Source organism: Paenibacillus riograndensis SBR5 (assembly GCF_000981585.1).
In the GTDB taxonomy this organism is placed as follows: Bacteria; Bacillota; Bacilli; order Paenibacillales; family Paenibacillaceae; genus Paenibacillus_AQ; species Paenibacillus_AQ riograndensis.
In genome coordinates this window covers 7630276-7644627 of the sequence record NZ_LN831776.1, presented here as the reverse complement: position 1 = coordinate 7644627, position 14352 = coordinate 7630276, and the positions used below count along the sequence as shown (strand labels likewise).

The window sequence follows — 14352 nt, the reverse complement described above, 5'->3', positions numbered from 1 at the left end:
TTTTTGAAAATAGGCCTTTGGATACATTTAGGAAACTTAGATATAAAGGCTCACTTACAGACAGGCTAAATCAACTATAATAAATGCGTATAGGCTCGACATTTTTTGACAATATAATGAGGTGATAGCATAGATGGCGACCCCTTTTTTCAAGAAAAAGGACGCGGCGGCGGATAAGCAGCCCAGGCCCGGCGTGGTTCAAAAGATTCAATTGGCGGAAGACCCGCCTGAAGAAAAGGTGAATAATGAAACGGGCGAGAGCCTGTCCAGCCTCATTTCCACCGGCAAAGCGCAGTTGGATAAGAAATCGCTGGATCTTATTTTTGCTGTGGAGCAGATGATCCAGGCCAGAACCCATGCAGAGACGACCAATCATGAGCTTCAGGACCGTTTGACCCATACCAGCGGACATGTGGAGCGGCTGAACAAGGATCTGAAGAACCTGAATAAGGTTATTGAAGAGCGGGAGAAGAGTATTCTGGAGCTCGAACATAAGCTGGTGGAGCGCAATCTGAAGGTCGATCAGGTTATGGAGGACCACCGTGAAATGTACGGCACCCTGTCTTCGGAAATGGATGAGCTTAAGAGCACCATTGAGCTGGAACGGCAAAAGTATGCCAATCTGGTCCAGAAGCATAATGATGCCATTTCGGAAAAGCTGAAGAAAATGAACGAGCTGGAAGAAAAGATCGGCCGTCTCGAAACTGAAAATGCCCATGTGAAACAGAAATACGAAACAATCCGGCAGGAGAAAGCCTACCTCTCCAGCATGATTAACGATTTCGCCACACGGATGACAGTGCCCTTTGGGGGAAACACCCCAAGCGGAGAACACACAGACGGAAACGGGAATACATAGCATCTATGCCTCTTCTTGAACAACAAGCCGCGCTGATCGTAGAATTGCTGTCGCTTGAACATAAGCAGGACGGCTATCAGCTGGAGGTAGGTCTAACCGGCAGCGGCGGATTCACCCGAAAAGTTCTCCTCATCGATGAATTTACATACCTGCAAATGAATATGCTGGCCTCTTCTCAAGGACATAGAGTACGGTTGTCGCTTTACCCGAAGTGGGACCCCTTTCGCCGTACATATTTCAGCTCTCTTATCAAAATGAACAGTACCTACTCCGAGACACTGTATTTTGCCTGTTCGGAAGCTTACGTCTCGCAGCTGCTTCAATTAAAACAGCTAACCTTTCCGCCGCCTGAAGCAGACGCGGTTCCAACGGAGCTGCCTTCACCCGAGCCGCAGCAGACGGGGCCGCTCACACGCAGTGCCGGAACCTTCCGCTTGGCCCGGCCGATTGTCCTGAGGTGTATTTTATTCAGCTTGCTGTTCGTATTGTTCTTCCTGCGGATGGACGGCACCGTGTTCAACAGTGCTGAAGCCCATGAAAACTTCAATGAACAGGAGCTCTCTGCCCGTAGCAGTGTTCCGGTGGCCTATGTCCCTGAGATTCATCAGGCATCTTTTCAAGGTACCGAGGCTGTACCTGTGCCGGAAACCGGACAAGTGCTGGAGCCGGAAGGGGAGTCGGAACCAGAGGCAAAACCAGTTGTGGAACCAGAAGCGGAACCGGTTACAGATGCAGAACCGGATGCAGAGGCACAGAGTCCGCTGGTTGAAACCCTGGAGCTGGACGGAAGCGGCTATGAATATAGTCTGGCCAAAGGGTATGTGGCTTTATCCTTTGACGACGGCCCGTCGAAGTATACTCAGGAAATTGTCGATATTCTGCTGGCGCATGGAGTGGCGGCGAACTTTTTGTTCATCGGCCAGAACGCCCAGCATTACCCGCAGGCGGTCCGCTATGCCGATGAACATGGAATGCCGGTGGGGAGCCATTCCTGGGATCACAGCGACCTGACGAAGAATAGCAGTGGAGAGAATCACAATAACCTGCTGCGGTCAGTCCAGGTGCTGGAGCAGAATACCGGAAAACCGGTAACCGTGTTTCGTCCGCCTTATGGAGCTATCAACGGCTCCCTGGCCGCAGAAGCCGGGAAACAGAAGCTGAAGGTGCTTCTCTGGAACCGTGATCCTGAAGACTGGAAGGCGGATACTGCGGAGCAGATCACCCGATATTTTCACAATACCGATCCCTCCGGGGGCATCTATCTTCTGCATGAAAAAGCAGTAACGGTCAAAGCACTGCCTGCAATTATAGAATATCTTAAAAGCAAACAGCTGAAATTCGCCATTTTCAGATAAGGGGGCAGCGGCTGTTCATGTTACCAAAGCGTATCCGAAGTGGCGGGTACGCTTTTTATATGGATCAATGCTGCTTGGTTAATGGCTGGCTGCAGCGGATGTTGTACGGAATATTTTCTCATTGCAGGAACAGTGCACTTCATGAGGCTTGCAGCGTGTTGCAAATTGCGGTTAAAGCGGGAACAGCTGGGGATTCTTCTTGTTTTAATAAAAAAAATTTGAGACAATAAGTGCATGTTGTTAGACGGGGCTCTGCAAGGTAGAATGAATTGAACTTTATGTTTTGAAAAGAGGATAAATCATGGATAAACAATCCATTTATGGATTAACTTTGGAGCAAATGGCGTCCTGGCTCGTAGAGCACGGCCATAAGAAATCCCGCGCATCCCGGATATGGGAATCCCTGTACCGCCAGCGGGTGAAGGATTTTGCGGAAATGACCGGGGTGAACGGCGAGACGGTGCAGCTGCTGTCCGAGCATTTTGTTTTTCAAACGATGGATGAGCATGTGAAGCAGGAGTCGGCTGACGGCACTATCAAGTTCCTGTTCCGCCTGAAGGACGGCAATTTGATCGAAACGGTGCTGATGCGGCAGAAATACGGCTTGTCCGTCTGCGTGACGACACAGGTGGGCTGCAACATCGGCTGCAGTTTTTGCGCCAGCGGGCTGCTGGCGAAGAGCCGCGACCTCTCTAGCGGGGAGATTGTCGAGCAGATTATGAAGGTCCAGCATCATCTGGACGGGCTGGGGCTTGGTCAGAGGGTCAGCCATGTGGTGGTGATGGGGATCGGCGAACCATTCGATAACTTTACGAATCTGCTGAATTTCCTGACGATCATCAAGGATCACAAGGGATTGGCGATTGCCGGCAAGGGCATCACGGTGTCCACAAGCGGTCTGGCTGACAAAATCAGAGAATTCGCCGATGCCAATATGCAGGTTAACCTGGCGATTTCTTTACATGCGCCGAATAATGAGCTGCGGACACGGATCATGAAGATCAACCGCGCCATTCCTATAGAGAAATTAATGCCCGCAATCGATTACTATCTGGAAAAGACGAACCGGAGAATCACCCTGGAGTATATTCTGCTCAAGGATGTCAATGACCGCCAGGAGCATGCCCTGGAGCTGGCCGAACTGATCGGGGGCCGCCGGCAGATGGCCAACGTGAACCTGATCCCGTACAATCCGGTGGATGAGCACAGCCAATACCAGCGGAGCGAGCGCGAGTCCGTGCGGGCCTTTTTCGATACGCTCAAAAAGCAGGGCGTCAGCGTAAGCACCCGCCTGGAGCACGGCGTCGATATCGACGCCGCCTGCGGCCAGCTGCGCAGCAAGCAGATCCAAAAGGCCAAAGGCGGCGCTAGCCCGAGCGGCGTGGCTGCCGGGTAGACCGCGCCGCGGGCGGATGGCTGAAATCAAAGGTAAAAATACCTTTGAATGAGCCGCCCAGGCGCGGATGGCCGAAATCAAAGGTAAAAATACCTTTGAATGGGCCAGCTTGGCGCCGATGGCCGAAATCAAAGGTAGAAATACCTTTGAATGGGTCGCCCAGGCGCGGATGGCTGAAATCAAAGGTAAAAATACCTTTGAATGGGCCGCCCAGGCGCGGAGGCCGAAATCAAAGGTAAAAATACCTTTGAATGGGTCAACCTGGCGCGGATGGCTGAAATCAAAGGTAAAAATACCTTTGAATGAGCCGCCAAGGCGCGGAGGGCTGAAATCAAAGGTAAAAATACCTTTGAATGAGCCGCCCAGGCGCGGAGGGCTGAAATCAAAGGTAAAAATACCTTTGAATGGGCCGCCCAAGCGCGGATGGCCGAAATCAAAGGTAAAAATACCTTTGATTCAGCCGCCCCTTCAATTACAAAAGAGCGGTGCCAGGCAGTCATCCACCTGGCACCGCTTTTGTATTTACCGGCAGGCCGTTCCCAGTGGGCGTCACTGCGGTTTTTGCGCAAATGTACACTGCTCAGCGGTTCCTCCTTTTGCCAGTATAAACCGCCTTCTGTATATGGATCGGGTATAAAAGAATAGGCTATGCCCGAAGCTTATGAGGATGCCGGCATAATTGATGCGGAAAGTGGACAGTGAGCGGACTGATGGTGCCGCCTGAGCAGATTATAGGCAAGCAAGCTGGAATAACTGAGCTGTCTGCGGGATGAGATAGGGAAGCAGAATCAGCAGAGGCTGCAGCAAAAGCTTGTAGAGTTGGCTTTAACCGAAGCCCCTGTGCCGCTGGCGTGTAGTACATTGGTCATCATCCGGATTGCAGCGTAATCTCCATTGCCCAGAGTGATTTGTTCAGCTGCGGTAATTGTGGAAGCTTCTGCCGTGGATTGTATGATACAATAGCCAGATGATTGAAGAAAAGAGGAATGCGAAATGTTGACATTTACAAGCTACACCGTAGAGAACGTAAGAGATCCATTTGGGATTTTAAGCGGCAAGCGATATGAGTTCGTCATTAATCTGGATGTGCCGGAGGAGGATGAGCTGTATGAAGAAAATGGTGTATCCGCAAGGGTGATCGTGAAGGTAGAGGATGAGGAAGCAAGCATTATCAACTACGACCTGCTTGAAACCACAACCGGCCGGCTTCTGGATTTTGATATGGAAGAGGATGAAGAGGCAGCGTTGGTCCTGTTTTGTAAGGAGCACCTGCCGGCTTAAGCAGGCACATGTCTCGGCGGTTCCGCAAGGGCTGAACCAATGGATACCGAACAGATAGACCGCATACCCTGGGAGGGAGCGGTCTATTTGCGTTTATTGGACTGCCGCAAGGCGGCATGGATGTCTACTGACTAAATTAGTAGCATGATATACCTATAAGCACCCGCCTACATAATAATGAATCTGCTTGTTCCACCAGGGCCAGTCATGATCCACATCGTGGCCCCAGTACTCAATCTGCGCCGGAATGTGCTTGCGCTGGAGCAGATCCTGGAGCAAGCGGGTCTCATGGAGCATTTCGTCTTCATAGGCGCCCTGGCCGACGCAGAGAATAATCCGGCTGCTGCGGTAGGCGTTCAGGTAATCGTCATCGGTCAGGTTCGGCAGGTAATGCAGGGGGGAGTTCAGGTAGACCGTTTCGCTCATATAATCACCGAAGAAGTAATAGGTGGAATAGACACCGCTAAGCGCAATTAGGGTATCGAAAACATGCGGATGGCGAAAAAAGAAGCTGGCACTGTAGTATGCGCCCATGGAGCAGCCCGAAATGAGAAGCTTCTGGTCGCTGCCGCCGTTGTTCTCTTTGCTGGAATGGAGGATGCCTGGAATCAGCTCCTGCATGATATATTTGTCGTACTGCTCATGCCGGTACACCTTATCCTCATGGTTCCAGTGGCTGGAGAAGAAGGTCTCCTCATCAAGGGTGTCGCAGGCCCAGATCTGCAGCTTGCCGGCATCAATGAATTCCGAGAGCGTCTGAATCATGCCGGAATCTTCATACTGGTAGAAGCGCCCCAGTGAAGTTGGAAAGACCAGCATCGGCTTGCCGGCATGGCCATACACTTTGTATTCCATATCTCTGTGAAGGTGGTGGCTGTATTCTTTATGGTAGCTTATCCTCATCCGTCAACACATCCTATCCCTCTTCTTGTTGAATATAGTTCACGATGTCCCTGACGTCCGCCAGATCGGCAGAACGGAATTGATAGGCGCTGTTCCCCATGGCCCGGCTGAACACTTCTTCAATCCCGGCATAATTGACGATCTTGTCCCCATACATCCGGTAAATGTCCTCGTGGCTGTGGGAGTAATGCTTGTGCTGCTTGCGGCTGGCATAGCCGGTATAATATTTGCCTTCAAAAGGGCCGCTAACCTCATTGTGCACAACCATACGCGCCCACTCCCTGTATACGTCCACATCATAGGAAAAGTTGATCGCATCGGTCATCCAAGCGCCGGGTGGACGCATGTTCACTTCAAGGGCAATGATCCGGCCATCCATATTCGACTTGAACAATTCGATATGGAAGAAGCGCTCTTTAATATCAAAAGCCTTCAGAATGTTCCTCCCGGCCAGCTCAACCTCAGGACTGACGTCCTTAAGACAGAAATAGTACAGGTGGTTGTCCGTATTGACAACATCCATCACGCTGTTTTCGAACAGATGGCTGGCCGCGAACCGGACGTTGCCTTCAATATCAACCAGCCCGTCATAGGTCAGAATGACGCCGTCAATGAACTCCTCAATAATAAAGGCGACATCATCCGGCTTGGTGTCAAAAAACTGCTGCAGCTCAGCTTCATTATTGATCTTGTAGGTCATGCTGGCCCCGGAGCCGAGGTCGGGCTTCACCACCAGCGGAAAGCCGGTGCTGCGGATAAAGTCCTGGACGCTGTCCCGGGTAGTGCCGGTGGAGAACTGGACCGTACTAACCCCGCTTTTGCGAAAAAACTCTTTCATCTTGGATTTCTGCTTCAGGTTGTAGACAAAATCCGTCTTGGTGCCGTAAATGTTAAAATCCGTGCGGATCGCAGCGTCCTGCTCCAGCCAATATTCATTCAAGGATTCGAAGCGGTCAATTTTGCCGTATTGATGGGTAAAGTAGCCCACAGCCCGCAGGATCTCGCCGTGATTTTCCAAGCTGCTTACCTTGTAATACTCCGTTAATGCCGACTTCAGCTTGTCCTCCAGCTGATCATATTCGGCATCGCCGATCCCGAGTACCGTAGCGCCCTGCTGATGCAGCTGACTGCAGAAGTCCGCGCTGTTCCTGGGAAAATGAGGAGAAAAGAAGATAAAGTTCACGCTGCCCAGCCCCTTTGGCAATATTTAAGATGTCCGCATTATAATTCCGACTTATATTGTATGATTAATTCAATCTACCAGCTTCAGCCTCTTCCGTCAATCCTTTCGCATCGGCGCTGCGCTGCGCCAGTTTACGGTTCAGTCTGGCCAGCAGCCCGCTGAAGGTGTGGCAGTCCTCCGGGGACCAGTCGGCAAAGATCTCTCCATACCGCTCCAGACGGATGTTCCGTGCCTCTTCGAGCTTGCGTGTGCCAAGCAGGGTGATCTCAAAATAGCTTGATCTTCCGTCCATCGGATCAGGTACCCGGACGGCATAACCTTTGGCTTCGAGCACACTGGTCTGTCTGCTGATCGTGGAAGTGTCGAGGCCAAACTCTTCGGCAAGTGCCTTCACCCCAACCTTCTCATGATGAGCCAAATGGTAGAGCAGCGTATATGTCGAGCGGTCCAGCCCGCCGTGCTTCTTGTCCAGAGAGGACCGGCGGATGAGCGTCATCAGCTCATTGTTAAGAGACTCCAGGTTTTTGTCATCCTTTTTAACATCCATGGCATAGTTTCCTTCCTTTACTGAATACTCTTCTCCATTATTATAGTGAACATACCGGACCACAAGCAAAAACCGCAGCCAATGATGAAAGGGTATGAAACAAGTCATATTGACTTTCATGAATGTAGTTGTATAATACACATATAACATCTTGTTGTATTATACACCTAAATTGCAGAGGAAGCTGGTCTGATTTCCTTGTTTTTAACGGAGGAGAGAACGAATTGAATAATCACACGGCTCGTAATTCATCATTTTGGCTGATCATTTTAGCTGTTTTTTTCGGGAATTTCATGGCGATCCTGAGTACGACGACCATTAACGTGGCGTTTCCGGTGTTTATGAAGGATTTTCATGCGGAGATCGGGACCGTACAGTGGATGATTACCGGCTACCTGCTCGCTACAGGCGTAATCGCGCCGGTGGTGGGCTATTTTGGTGACAAATGGAGCTATAAATACCTCTATGTGTTCGCGTTATCGGGGTTCACGCTGTTCTCAGGGCTGTGCATGATCGCCTGGAGCATCCACTCGCTGGTGATTTTCCGTATTCTGCAGGGGGTATTCGGCGGACTGATCATTCCCACCACAATGACCATGATTTATCAATTTATCGAAAAGGAAAAGCAGGCATTTGCAATGAGTCTCTGGAGCTTATCCTCCATGCTGGCACCTGCTCTTGGGCCGACACTTGGGGGATGGCTCACCGGGTATTTTGGCTGGGAATCGCTGTTCATGATTAATCTCCCGATTGGAATCATAGCGATTGCTGTCGCGCTGAAGTGCCTGCCGTTCCAGCGTAACGCCGGAGAGACCAAAAGCTTCGATCTGCCGGGTTTTGTAACGGTTATTCTCAGCAGTGCATTCATTATCCTGGCCTTTAATAAAGGGAATAGCTGGGGCTGGACATCCTGGAAAGTACTGGCGTTGCTGATCATCGGAGCCGTTGCACTGATGTACTTCATCCGCAGGGAACTTTCTTTGAAGGAGCCGCTCCTGAATCTGAAGGTATTCCGGCAAAACCGCTTCACTTACAGTCTGATTATCAACTGCATCATCACGGTTGCCCTTTATTCGGGAACATTCCTGATTCCGGTCTTTCTGCAGGATATCCAGCAGTCCACTCCGCTCACAACAGCGCTGGTTCTGCTGCCGGGCTCCATCGCCATGGCCGTCATGTCCCCGGTTGTCGGCAAGCTCTACAGCAAGGTTGGGCCGTTCTGGCTCATTCTTGGCGGGATTCTGCTGCTGGCTGCCTCCACCTGGGAGCTGAGTCATCTAACACTTGCCACTACCCATGTCCAGCTCGCATGGCTGATGGCGGTGCGCAACATCGGGATTGCCTTGGCCTTTATGCCGGTTACGAATGCGGGAATGTCTTCCGTGCCGAAGCAGATCACCGGCCATGCTTCTTCCGTCACCAACTGGGTACGTCAAGCGACCGGAGCGCTGTCGATTGCTATCTTCAGCTCTCTGCTGGCATCGAGAGCCTTGACACATCAGAAGGAGCTTAGCGGCGGAGCTTCTGCGGCAGGGGCGCTGATTAAGGCGCAGGGCATGACAATGGGGGTTCAGGATGTGTTCCTGACCGCCACAGTGATCGGGATTCTGGCGATTCCCTTGACCTTCCTGCTCAGAACCGGAACAGCCAAACCCCAAGCGGCTGTACTGAACGTGGCAACCGTCAAGCGCGGGGCAAACAGTTAATATGCTGCCGGCAAGCAGGGGACAAACAGCCGGGCCGTCCTGGTCAAGCAACCGTCTCCGCTTCAGGCCGGATTGCTTGTAAATCCGCAAACAGCCCCTGCAGGTTCCTAGCGGACCTGCAGGGGCTGTTTTTGGTATAGACGGTGATTAGCCTACTGCAGGCTGATCTGATAATCCTTTTTCAGATAGGCACGGATTCTCTTGAAATCTTCCACATTCAAATCGTCCAGCCGTTTGCTCCGCTCCCGCCCCAGAATGATGCCGATCGTCTGAGCTGCTAAGGCGGTGGTAGGCATGATTCTTGCACTGCCATAGGCTTTGATGCTGGCGCCCACATTTTTTCCGGTTACGAGCACATTGTCATAGGATTTCAGCTCAAAGGAACGCAGCGGCAGCCCGTAACGGTCCGGCTTGCCGAAGCCGATTCCGGTGGGAATCGCCCGGGTTCCCTGCAGATCAATGGAATACCCGCCAATGCTCACGTTGTCCCAGAACATCCGGCTGGACATTAAGTCCGTGTACTCCAGAACGTATTTGGTCTCATAGCGGTTATAGTCACGGATATAGAGGTACTCGGGGAATCCGTTCAGTTCGGCTTTGGCGAACCCGGGGATATTCTTGCGCAAAAAGCTCAGAATGTAAGGGGCCTCCGCCTTCCCTTTTCGTACCGCAGATTCCACAGACTTAGGGTCTGCAGGATTGACATCATAAATCAGCAGGCCGTTGATGATCACCTGGCCATTTTTTTGGTAGGAAGCGTTTAATCCGCGCAGCCGGAGCTGCCTATCCTTGGTGGCGTATCTATTGGTAATGTTGCTGAACCCTGTTGCAAAGTGCCAGTCCACATAGGTGTTGGGGCCATATTTCTTGCGGACATTGGTGAGGGGATAATCCTCCAGAATGCGCTGATGCAGCAGGTTCCAGTCCACATTCTTGAAATTAAGCATATAGGTTGCCGCCATATAATCGGGCACTGTACTGTTATAGATCGTTTCCATTCCGGGAATCCGGGCTTCCTTCAATTTCCCGCTCAGGGCATTGTAATCGGTGTTCTCCACCCAATACCGGGACTGGATCGTAGCCTTGACGCCGTCTTTGCCGTGATAGGTGAGAGCACTCAGCATCTTCCCGCTGCTTGTCTCCTTGGTGTCCACCCGGTCCAGAACAATCCCGCTCTTCAGCGGAATGCCTTGCATTACCTTGTTATAATACTTTTGGAAATCGGCAGCATTGCGGATGGTTCCGGCTTTGTAGCCATTGAGGAGGTTTTTGATCTCGCCCTGTACGAGGCTTCTCTTCTGGTTGTCATTCACATCATCGAGAAAGAACATCTGCCCTTGAATCAGTTCGCCGCCCGGTTTGCTGCGGGGATCAAGCATCAGCACTTTCAGTCCGGCCTTGACGGCTTCCTTGGCGAGCAGTGCACCTTGAATTTCGCTTCCGATGATAACGACATCATAGCCCGCAGGCGCAGTGGATGTGGCTGCAGGCTTCGCCGCAGCGGTGGCAGGCAGGACTGCTGCCGACAGGAGAACCAGTGCGGCCAGACAGCTTTTAATACGGTGGAATTTACGGGATTGCATGAACATGGACTTCTTGTACTCCTGACTGTTGTGGATTGGGTACCATACTTGTACTTAAGCATTAAAAAGCACCTGTTAATATTCTAAACGATTTTGGGTGGTTTTACCTGTGCTGGATTTGTGGCAATTTGCGGCGGCGGCGCTTTCTCTTCGCATGTTAGCCGATTATGGGGTAGAATATATAATAAAGCGAGCGAAAGTAGGAGTTGCATACATGTCGAATGAAGAAGTGTTTCTGACAAAAGAGGGTCTGGCCAAGTTAGAGGAAGAGCTGAGGGATCTGAAGACCGTGAAGCGCAAGGAGCTTGCGGCCCGGCTTAAGCTGGCGATCAGCTACGGGGACCTTAAGGAGAACAGCGAATACCATTCGGCGAAGGAAGATCAGTCGTTTATGGAGACGCGCATCATGATTCTGGAGAAAATGCTGACCAAAGCACAGATTGTGGATGAGAGCAGTATGGATCTGAGCAAAGTCAGTGTTGGCTCCCTTGTCACCCTGAATGATGTGGAGTACTCTGAGAAGATTGAATATAGAGTCGTCGGACCGGCTGAGGCTGATGTGCTGGACAACAAGATTTCGTATGAAAGTCCGCTGGGCAAAGAGCTGCTCGGCAAAAAAGTCGGGGACATCATCAGCGTAAATGCACCCATGGGGATTATCCAATATGAGCTGCTGGAGATCAAGTTGCTGTAAGAAGCGGCCCCTGCAAAACCAAACCCTGCCTCCTGTATCGTTAAGGGGGCAGGGTTTTTGACGTGTTAGAAAGGAAATATTGTAGTCCCCGCAAAAATGCTTGAAGCAGCTTCCATGCAAAAGTTCCACTTGGTGGGAGGGGGGGATCTGGGGGGAATTGCCCAGGTTAAGCTCCTCTCCGCAAGCAGACCGGTCAAATCAGAGTGTGCCCGCCCTCTACATGAAGCACAGTGCCTGTTACGAAGCCGTTACGGATCAGATAGAGCACGCCTTCGGCCACGTCCGAAGCTGTGCCTACCCGCTTTACGGGCAGCTTAGCCGCTACGCTGCTGTAAAAAGCACTGCGGGCCTCTTCGGCCATTCCCGCACGGGAGGGGGTGTCGATGATACCCGGCGATACGGTGTTCACCCGCAGCGGGGCCAGTTCCAGAGCCAGGGTCTGGCCCAGATTGGCTACGGCTGCATTCACTGCGCCCAGTACAGACGATCCCGTCATGGCCTTGAAGGCTACAACCCCCGAGAACAGGGTGATGGAGCCGTGGGGGTTCAGGTGCGGCGCGGCGTATTTAGCCGCATAATACTGGCCCCAGAACTTATTGTCCATCAGTTGCCGCGCAGCACGGGTGGCTGTGGTGAGAAAGGGGCCACCGCTGGTCTCGGCTGCGGTGATCACCAGATGGTCGAAGGCTCCCAGCTCTGCGAATAAAGACTGCACTTGAGCCTCGGACGTAATATCCAGCGTATAGGTTGCCACGCTTGCAGCAGGCCCCAATGCCGCTGCGGCCTGCTCCAGCTTCTGTGCTGAACGGCTGGCGAGGACCACTTCGGCCCCTTCCGCAGCGGCGAGTTTCGCGGTTGCCAGACCGATGCCCGAGCTGCCGCCGATAATTACTATTTTCTGTCCTGTTAACATGTCGATTCCTCCTCAAAATGAACTGCCTTGTGAGGAGAGTATAATCCTAATACTTCCTTTGGGGAAGTAGTTACATTCTGCACATACAGTTACCCGGGAGGAAGTTTTGTGTGGGGGTTGAGCTGTCGGGTATGAACCTTTTATGCTGTTTCTACTCAGAGCGCAAGCCCGTATCTCTTGAGTTCAATAAAAATGCCCTCCAGCTGTTCCCCCTTCTTCGTCAGCGTGTACTCCACGCGCGGCGGCACCTCGGGATATACAGTGCGCATAAGAATCCCGTGGCTCTCAAGCTCACGCAGCCGCAAGGCGAGTGTCTTCGGACTGATGCCCTCCAGAGAGCGCAGCAGATCACTGAAGCGCATGGTGCCTTCGATCAGCAGATCGCGGATAATCAGGAACGTCCATTTGGTTCCGATGACATCCAGCGTTTTGGCAATGGGGCAGGCCTCGCCGGGGGTTCCTTTGGTCAGAATGACTGGCTCCGTGTTATCCATTTCAGTCAACCTCCTGTGATCATCACGATTTGTGCTAATCATACCACAATACTATCTTTTGGGAAGTAATATCGTTCATAGGCATTTGCTATTAAGCATATTGCTTCCGTATCTTAGACGGGCCCGGCCGTGGGGATTATAGTAAAAGTAATATTAGAATAGAGGAGTCCTCGCTATTGATTGACAAGGTATTGTCCACACTGGTCGAGGTGATTGTGCCGTTGTCCATTCCGGTCATATCAGGGGCGCTGCTGGGACGGTACAAAAACCTGGACACCAAACCGCTGTTAACGCTGTACCTATATTTCCTGAGTCCGGCGATTATTCTGGATACGCTCGCGACGGCGGAGATTTCCTTCGGTGACGTGTACAAAACATTAGCCTTCTCCCTGATGAACCTGCTGGTGCTGTGGGCGCTGGCTAAGCTGCTGGGCAGAGTGCTGAAGCTGGCCCCGGCTGAGGCAGCAGGCCTGACCCTGATCTCCACTTTCACGAACAGTGTCAATTACGGTCTGCCGCTGGTGCTGCTGGCTTTCGGGCAGCTGGGGCTGGATAAGGCCTCGGTCTATGTCATCGCCCAGATGGTCATTGTCAACACCATCGGGGTGTATTTCGCGGCAAGATCCCAGTTCTCTGCCGGCAGCGCCGTCCGCTCGGTATTCTCATTGCCCGCGATCTACGCAGCGATTCTTGCGCTGCTTCTGCGGGCGCTCGGCCTGCATATGCCGCAGGAGATTGCCTCGGGAGTGTCAATGGTGGCCGGAGCGTATTCCCCGGTGGTGTTGGCCATACTGGGGGTGCAGATGGTCAGGGTCCAGACCGCACAGGTTGCACGCAATGTGCAGCTGGCCTTCTGGACGGGCATGTCTGTCCGCCTGCTGCTGGCACCCTTAAGCGCTGCGCTGCTGCTGGTCCTGCTGAACATTTCGGGTACGCTGTTCGCTGTCCTGCTTATCCTGGCTTCCATGCCGGTTGCGGTCAATTCCGTGGTGCTGGCTGAGCGCTTCGGCAGCTCCCCCGCACTTGTGTCACGGTGCATTCTGTGGACAACACTCGCGTCCTTCCTGGTGCTGCCGATCTTGATCTCTATTGTAGGCAGCGTGTGACCTTATAGCGGTATGTGCTGAACCTGTGGATTTTTCTGTACTGGAGGGACCGGGAAAGGGCATTTCATGTGGCAGAGCGGACTACAGGGTCCTCAGGCAAGCTAACCCTTATAACTAAACCGGCTGCACCATCCAGGGAGGGATGGTGCAGCCGGTTTGTTCTTGTTAGGAAATTATGCAATGCAAAAAAATGTGGATATCTTGGAAGCCTCAGAGGATATAAGCGGTGCAGGAGGATTGGGCTCCACAGGAGGATTGGATTTCATCCGTGTACGGAAGCGGACTGAGGAGCCCTTATTTTGCCAAAAGCCTTACTTTTTCAGCAGTTACGG

The 14352-nt window shown here is 52.1% G+C and carries 14 protein-coding genes; 8 read left to right on the top strand and 6 right to left on the bottom strand.

Translation table 11 applies throughout. The features are described from left to right. Window positions 1-133 precede the first annotated feature (133 nt). From PRIO_RS32275 to PRIO_RS32255, 5 genes are all read left to right on the top strand, one after another. Window positions 134-859: a hypothetical protein gene (locus PRIO_RS32275; protein ID WP_020425974.1), complete on the top strand. Its 726-nt coding sequence runs from the start codon at window positions 134-136 to the stop codon at window positions 857-859. A 5-nt stretch (window positions 860-864) separates the two neighbouring features. After that, a complete protein-coding gene (locus PRIO_RS32270) occupies window positions 865-2214 on the top strand; it encodes a polysaccharide deacetylase family protein (protein ID WP_020425973.1) in 1350 nt (449 codons plus the stop codon). 301 nt (window positions 2215-2515) lie between these two features. After that, entirely contained in the window at window positions 2516-3610 is a 1095-nt protein-coding gene (gene rlmN, locus PRIO_RS32265) for a dual-specificity RNA methyltransferase RlmN (RefSeq protein ID WP_046506088.1), read from the top strand. A 67-nt stretch (window positions 3611-3677) separates the two neighbouring features. After that, window positions 3678-4247 carry a hypothetical protein gene (locus tag PRIO_RS32260; protein ID WP_046506085.1) on the top strand — a complete coding sequence of 190 codons (570 nt, stop codon included), beginning with the start codon at window positions 3678-3680 and terminating at the stop codon, window positions 4245-4247. Between the two features lie 356 nt (window positions 4248-4603). Then, on the top strand, window positions 4604-4891 hold the full coding sequence (locus PRIO_RS32255; protein ID WP_020425842.1) for a DUF6509 family protein: 288 nt from the start codon (window positions 4604-4606) through the stop codon (window positions 4889-4891). A gap of 153 nt (window positions 4892-5044) precedes the next feature. Here PRIO_RS32255 and PRIO_RS32250 read toward each other — a convergent pair whose 3' ends face one another. From PRIO_RS32250 to PRIO_RS32240, 3 genes are all read right to left on the bottom strand, one after another. Further along, complete coding sequence (locus PRIO_RS32250) at window positions 5045-5746, bottom strand: esterase family protein (RefSeq protein ID WP_231869785.1); 702 nt, start codon at window positions 5744-5746, stop codon at window positions 5045-5047. A gap of 61 nt (window positions 5747-5807) precedes the next feature. Beyond that, complete coding sequence (locus PRIO_RS32245) at window positions 5808-6977, bottom strand: ATP-grasp domain-containing protein (protein ID WP_020425840.1); 1170 nt, start codon at window positions 6975-6977, stop codon at window positions 5808-5810. Between the two features lie 64 nt (window positions 6978-7041). Further along, the gene (locus PRIO_RS32240) at window positions 7042-7524 is read right to left on the bottom strand and encodes a MarR family winged helix-turn-helix transcriptional regulator (RefSeq protein WP_046507768.1); all 483 of its coding nucleotides are present in this window, start codon (window positions 7522-7524) and stop codon (window positions 7042-7044) included. 224 nt (window positions 7525-7748) lie between these two features. Here PRIO_RS32240 and PRIO_RS32235 point away from each other — a divergent pair, with 224 nt between their 5' ends. Next, on the top strand, window positions 7749-9230 hold the full coding sequence (locus PRIO_RS32235; protein WP_020425838.1) for an MDR family MFS transporter: 1482 nt from the start codon (window positions 7749-7751) through the stop codon (window positions 9228-9230). A 152-nt stretch (window positions 9231-9382) separates the two neighbouring features. Here the strand turns inward: PRIO_RS32235 and PRIO_RS32230 are convergent, their stop codons facing one another. Beyond that, window positions 9383-10819: an FAD-dependent oxidoreductase gene (locus tag PRIO_RS32230; RefSeq protein ID WP_020425837.1), complete on the bottom strand. Its 1437-nt coding sequence runs from the start codon at window positions 10817-10819 to the stop codon at window positions 9383-9385. A 208-nt stretch (window positions 10820-11027) separates the two neighbouring features. On the opposite strand from PRIO_RS32230, the gene greA reads away from it, so the two are divergent. Next, the gene (greA, locus tag PRIO_RS32225) at window positions 11028-11507 is read left to right on the top strand and encodes a transcription elongation factor GreA (RefSeq protein WP_020425836.1); all 480 of its coding nucleotides are present in this window, start codon (window positions 11028-11030) and stop codon (window positions 11505-11507) included. A gap of 193 nt (window positions 11508-11700) precedes the next feature. Here greA and PRIO_RS32220 read toward each other — a convergent pair whose 3' ends face one another. Both PRIO_RS32220 and PRIO_RS32215 read right to left on the bottom strand, forming a co-directional pair. Next, entirely contained in the window at window positions 11701-12420 is a 720-nt protein-coding gene (locus PRIO_RS32220; protein WP_020425835.1) for an SDR family oxidoreductase, read from the bottom strand. Between the two features lie 155 nt (window positions 12421-12575). Continuing rightward, on the bottom strand, window positions 12576-12914 hold the full coding sequence (locus tag PRIO_RS32215) for a winged helix-turn-helix transcriptional regulator (RefSeq protein WP_020425834.1): 339 nt from the start codon (window positions 12912-12914) through the stop codon (window positions 12576-12578). A gap of 176 nt (window positions 12915-13090) precedes the next feature. Between PRIO_RS32215 and PRIO_RS32210 the strand changes: the two genes are divergently transcribed. Next, complete coding sequence (locus PRIO_RS32210) at window positions 13091-14020, top strand: AEC family transporter (protein WP_020425833.1); 930 nt, start codon at window positions 13091-13093, stop codon at window positions 14018-14020. The last annotated feature ends 332 nt before the right edge of the window (window positions 14021-14352 follow it).